This window comes from Mumia sp., from assembly GCF_028803055.1.
Classification (GTDB): Bacteria; Actinomycetota; Actinomycetes; order Propionibacteriales; family Nocardioidaceae; genus Mumia.
Genome location: NZ_JARBCJ010000270.1, coordinates 1 through 2,986 on the forward strand (window position 1 = coordinate 1; position 2,986 = coordinate 2,986).

General features: G+C 71.4%; 4 protein-coding genes. 3 read left to right on the forward strand and 1 reads right to left on the reverse strand.

Features of this window, described 5'->3' with window-relative positions; all coding sequences use genetic code 11:
- Positions 1–386, reverse strand: a 386-nt coding sequence (locus tag PV363_RS16865) for an LLM class flavin-dependent oxidoreductase (protein ID WP_301022961.1), incomplete at its 3' end; no start/stop codon positions are given.
- Positions 387–541: 155 nt separating this feature from the next.
- Between PV363_RS16865 and PV363_RS16870 the strand changes: the two genes are divergently transcribed.
- The 3 genes from PV363_RS16870 to PV363_RS16880 form a co-directional block, all read left to right on the forward strand.
- Entirely contained in the window at positions 542–1,360 is an 819-nt protein-coding gene (locus PV363_RS16870) for an ABC transporter permease (RefSeq protein ID WP_301022962.1), read from the forward strand.
- A gap of 1 nt (position 1,361) precedes the next feature.
- Entirely contained in the window at positions 1,362–2,453 is a 1,092-nt protein-coding gene (locus PV363_RS16875) for an ABC transporter substrate-binding protein (protein ID WP_301022963.1), read from the forward strand.
- Positions 2,450–2,986: ATP-binding cassette domain-containing protein (locus PV363_RS16880; RefSeq protein ID WP_301022964.1), on the forward strand; the 537-nt coding region annotated here is incomplete at its 3' end. The genes PV363_RS16875 and PV363_RS16880, both read left to right, overlap by 4 nt.

Sequence of the window (2,986 nt, forward strand, 5' to 3'; positions counted from 1 at the left end):
GGATCGCCGCCGACCACGACGTTGATCGCCAGGCGGTCGCCGGAGACGCGCTGGAACGTCGAGGCCATCTGCGCCAGCAGGGTCGGGCTGACCAGCCCTGGCCGCGCGGCGATGAGGAACTTCAGCCGGGTGGTCTGCGACAGCAGCGCGGACGCGATCACCCAGGCGTCCTCGCACGGGGTGCCGGTCGGGGTCAGCACCGACTCGAAGCCGAGGCGCTCCGCAGTCCGCGCGACGTCGACGAGGTAGTCGAGGTCCGGCTCCCGGTATCGACCGGCCGTGTGGGCGGCGCCGCCGGCCCGGGCGAGCTCGGTGGGGACGCTGTGCCCGCCCCCGACGAGGCTTCGGCTGTCGCCGGTCGTGGGCAGGAACCAGTGGATCTTCATGCGACTCCTCGGTGACGGCGGCAGACCGAGCCAACCCTCCCTCGTAGACGCTCTCCGGGCACGGGTATCGCTCACCCCGGGTGAAACGAGACCGGTTCGAGCCGCCCGGCGAGAATCGGGCCGAGGCGGCGGCGGGGGGCCGTACGGTCCCGATCATGCTCCGACGACCGCACCGCCTCGGCTGGCTCCCGCCGCTGGCGACCGCTGCCGCCGTGCTGCTCACCTGGTCGCTGGTGGCGGCCTCCGGCTGGGTCCAGCCGGCGTACCTCGCTCCGAGCCCTCTCGAGGTGTGGGATGCGTTCATCCGGGCCAACACCTACCACCCGATCGGCGGCGGCATCGACCGCGTGGTCCGCGGGGAGGAGAACTACTTCCTCTGGGAGCACCTCGTCGTCAGCCTGCGCCGCATCGGTATCGGTCTGGCCCTCGCGGTGGTGGTCGGCGTCCCGCTCGGCCTGGTGATGGGCACCGTCCCGTCCGTACGGCGGGTCGCCGGGCCCTATCTCGACGTCCTGCGGTCGATCCCGCCGCTGGCCTACATGGGCTTCCTCGTCGCGTGGTTCGGCATCTACGACACGTCCAAGATCTGGTTGCTGTTCCTCGCTGCGTTCCCGCCGATCGCCCTGGCGACGATCAACGGGGTCCGCGGCGTGCGCGAGGACCAGGTCAACGCCGTCCTCTCGCTCGGCGCCTCCCGGCGTCAGGCCGTCACCTCCGTCGTCCTGCCCGCGACGCTGCCCGACATCCTCAGCGGTCTGCGGGTCGCCGTCGGGTTCGCGTGGACCACCGTCGTGGCCGCGGAGCTGGTCAACGGCCTGCCCGGCATCGGCGGGCTCGCCTACCTCTCGGGCACGCAGAACAAGATCGCGCTGTCGGTGGCCTGCATCCTCGTCATCGGTCTCACCGCCATCGCGCTCGACGCCGTCATCCGTCTCATCGAACGAACGCTCGTCCCCTGGCGAGGAAAGGCCTGACATGAAGCCCGAACCGATCAAGAACGTCCGCTCCAAGGCTGCTGCGGCCGCCGCCCTGTCCGCGCTCGCGCTCCTGACCTCCGGCTGCGTCGGGGGTGACGAGAAGGCCGCTGCGGGGGGAGGCTCGGGTTGCCCGTGGGACGCCGACGAGTCGATCACCTCGACCGTACGGATCGGCTACCAGAAGATCCCGAACGGCGACGTCGTCGTGAAGGACCAGAAGATCCTCGAGAGCTGCGCGCCCAACGCCACGATCACCTGGAGCAGCTTCGCCTCCGGCGGCGACGTCGTCCAGGCCTTCGGCGGCAAGAGCCTCGACCTCGGGCTCATGGGGTCGTCCCCGGCCACCAAGGCCCTGTCGGCGCCGCTGAACCTGCCGGTGTCGGTCGTCTGGATCCACGACGTCATCGGTGCGGCCGAGTCGCTCGTGGTCCGTGACGGTGCCGCGACCGACATCACCGGCCTGAAGGGCAAGACGATCGCGACGCCGTTCGGCTCGACCGCGCACTTCTCGCTGCTCCAGGCGATCAGCGACGCGGGGCAGAAGGCGACCGACTACACGCTCGTGAACGCCGACCCCGAGCAGATCGCGCCGGCCTGGTCGCGCGGTGACGTCGACGCCTCCTGGGTGTGGGACCCGACCCTGAGCGAGCTCAAGAAGGACAAGGGCACGGTCATCCTCACCAGCGAGGACACCGCGAAGGCGGGCAAGCCGACGTACGACGTGGGTGTCGCGGCCGACGACTTCATCGCCGAGAACGCCGACTTCCTCGCCCTGTGGGCCAAGGCTCAGGACTACGCGGTCGCACAGATCGCCGACGACCCGGACAAGGCGGCCGAGAGCGTGGCGGTCGAGGTCGGGGTGACGACCGACGAGGCCAGGGCGCAGTTCGACGGGTTCGTCTACCTGTCCGCCGCGGAGCAGGCCACGCCGGACTACCTCGCTGGCAAGCTCGGCGCCGACCTCTTCGCGACCGCGCAGTTCCTGCACAGCCAGGACGGCATCGCGGCCGTCGGCCCGGAGTCCGCGTACGCCGATGGCGTGGACGCGAGCGCGGCGGAGGCGGCGGCGAAGGCGAGCTCGGCGAAGTGACCGTCCAGTCGGTCCGGACGCACGCCGGCGCGATCCGCGTCACCGAGGTCGAGCACGTCTTCGCCTCCCGCGCCACGGAGGTGCCGGCGCTGGACCGGATCGATCTCACGATCGAGCCCGGCGAGCTGGTCACGCTCGCCGGGCCGTCGGGGTGCGGGAAGACCACGCTGCTGCGTCTGGTCGCCGGATTCATGGCGCCGTCGTCGGGTCGCATCGCGGTCGGCGAGCGCGAGGTGCGGGGTCCTGGGGCCGAGCGGGGCGTCGTGTTCCAGCAGCCGACGCTCTATCCGTGGCTCGACGTCCGCGGCAACGTCGCGCTGGGGCCCCGACTGCGAGGGGTCGCGAAGGGCGAGCGGCGGGCGCGCGCTGACACGTACCTCGCGATGGTCGGGCTCACCGACGTCGCCGAGCGACGGCCGTACGAGCTGTCGGGCGGGATGCAGCAGCGCGTCCAGATCGCCCGCGTCCTCGCGAACGATCCCGACATCGTCCTCATGGACGAGCCGTTCGGTGCCCTGGACGCGCTGACTCGT

Coding starts and splice junctions, on each gene's coding strand:
- PV363_RS16875 (WP_301022963.1), top strand. CDS start 1,362: ATGAAGCCCGAACCGATCAAGAACGTCCGCTCCAAGGCTGCTGCGGCC.
- PV363_RS16870 (WP_301022962.1), top strand. CDS start 542: ATGCTCCGACGACCGCACCGCCTCGGCTGGCTCCCGCCGCTGGCGACC.